Origin of the sequence: Paenibacillus plantiphilus, from assembly GCF_927798095.1 — a bacterium.
Taxonomy (GTDB): domain Bacteria; phylum Bacillota; class Bacilli; order Paenibacillales; family Paenibacillaceae; genus Paenibacillus_Z; species Paenibacillus_Z plantiphilus.
In genome coordinates this window covers 1-2,078 of sequence record NZ_CAKMMF010000065.1, presented here as the reverse complement: position 1 = coordinate 2,078, position 2,078 = coordinate 1, and the positions used below count along the sequence as shown (strand labels likewise).

At 45.7% G+C, this 2,078-nt stretch carries 2 protein-coding genes and 1 pseudogene; 2 read left to right on the top strand and 1 reads right to left on the bottom strand.

The annotated features are described in order from the left end of the window. Positions 1-315: 315 nt before the first annotated feature. Positions 316-627, top strand: a pseudogene (locus L6H65_RS26960) (DDE transposase); the annotation flags it as partial. A 343-nt stretch (positions 628-970) separates the two neighbouring features. After that, positions 971-1,678: a hypothetical protein gene (locus tag L6H65_RS26300; RefSeq protein WP_236347710.1), complete on the top strand. Its 708-nt coding sequence runs from the start codon at positions 971-973 to the stop codon at positions 1,676-1,678. Positions 1,679-1,839: 161 nt separating this feature from the next. Here L6H65_RS26300 and L6H65_RS26295 read toward each other — a convergent pair. Continuing rightward, the coding region (locus tag L6H65_RS26295) for an SMI1/KNR4 family protein (RefSeq protein WP_236347706.1) at positions 1,840-2,078 on the bottom strand (239 nt) is incomplete at its 5' end.

The window sequence follows — 2,078 nt, the reverse complement described above, 5'->3', positions numbered from 1 at the left end:
GTGTCTTTTCCCACCCAGCAGCCCTAGTCCAAAACAAATCATTACTCGAAAACTGTAGCATCCTAGAGCGTCCGTCTAATTTATTTTCTATAAATTCTACGAATTGTTTATTATAAGCCTCCATTTCATTCACCTCTCAATGTTTATATAGCTTCTCGGAATAACTAAATCCCTTACAGGCTCTAGACTTGCGGCTAGGGTCTTTTGGGTTTCACCTCAATATTTTGAGGTGCTTAAAAGTTTATCTTGACATTTGAAAATCCCCCTTAATAATCGCCAGGAAGGCATTGTTATTGCCTATCTTGAGAAAATAGGGTGATTTTTTTGCTACCTGTCTCACGAACTCATTCTGCGTACATTCTTTTTGTCTCCGAGCATTTACAGCAAGAGTACGAGTCCTGCTTTCTTCGCCAGTTCTACTCTGAATTGATTCACTGGGTTTTAGCAGTGGATTTATCTCAAACGACTTCCCTCGTCCAGCACCGATATTCAGCTAATCCAAAGGGGCGTAAGCCCCGCGATCCCGCCGATCTTTTGCGAAGTTTGCTGCTCATGAACAAGTTGCATGTTGTTAGCATCGACGAGTGGGTCCACAAACTGCGTACGATCCCTGTCTTCGCCATCCTTAGCGGGTTTCCGAAAGACGATACTCCGGGCGTCGGTACTTTCTACGATTTCTTCCGACGTCTCTGGCTCTCAAGTCGTCCTCATAAGACCGGTCGTAACAAACGACCACTTCGTAAACCACGGGCGAAAGGGAAGAAGAACGAAAAGCTCGATCCCAAAAATCCGAAGATTACAGATAAACTAGTTGCCCGTGTCCTTCGTAGTTCCGGCAGCATTCACTACGCCCCAAAGGAACACGACTTACTGCAGCAGTTATTTCAGACTCAGTTCGTTCTTCCTTCTGCAACCAAGGGTTTGCTTGGCGATACCTCGGCGCTAAGCGTCATCGGTGATGGTACGCCTGTTGAAACTGGCGCTCGTTCTTTTGGCAAGTTCCTTTGCGAGTGCCGCAAAAGCGGCAACTGGAAGTGTGAGCTACCGAGAAAAGTACTACTTCGGTCGGACGCTTTACGTGTTTTGCACCGCGGACAGTCCTCATGATTTGCCTATTTATCTGCGTTTTTCTCGCGCCAGTCAGCACGATTCGGTGTCTTGGATATGCGGATACCAGGAGCTGCGCCACTGGTATCCGCAATGGAAACTGGGAGAGGTGATTCTGGATTCCGCCCACGACTCACTCCCCATATACACCCTGCTCGAACACGATGATGTTTGCGCCATCATCGACCTGAATCTCAGGCGCTCAAGCAAGCTGGTACAAGATGATTTTATCATTGAAAAGGACGGTGTGCCAATCGGTCGAAAGGTGACGCATTGGGGTAAGCTTGCCAAGACTCATCGCCATAAGTGGCGCTGCCCTGCGAAGTGCGGCAACTGGATCTGTGAGACACCGTGCTCCCCCTCTGAATATGGCATAACATTTTATACGTCAACATCCGATAACCCTTGGCTCATTCCTTGCATTCGCAGGGATAGTAAAGAGTGGCGCATCCGGTACGCCAAGCGTAACGCTGTGAAACGATGCAACAAGCGTCAAAAGATTGAAGTGACCAAGAAGAACAAACAGATTTTCGCCATTAAAGAATGGCTCGAAGCAGCAACTGCCGCTTAAAATCGACCTGTTCATACCCTATTTGAAAAAACCGACACTATCGGTTTGTTTGCTATACCGGCTTCTGAAAACCATTTTCATGAACGGATTTGTCATGCCTTTCGGCCTCAATCACCCCCTCATTCAGGCTCGAAATTGGTTGTTAATTCCAAGCTCCTTCTTTATTCCTCATCGTCATATAATCTATTTAAAAATTCATAAATATCATCTGCAAGGAAATACATGTTACTCATGTCCTCACATTCTTCCTCATGATCCCAAAAATAAATCCTTTCTCGATATTTCCCATCCATACCCAAACATATCATATTGCCGCCAGGATCATCACCAATCGGAATAAACCCTTTAGGAATTCTTCCTTTAAAAATATCAAGGTAACGCTCTAATTGATTATATCTAG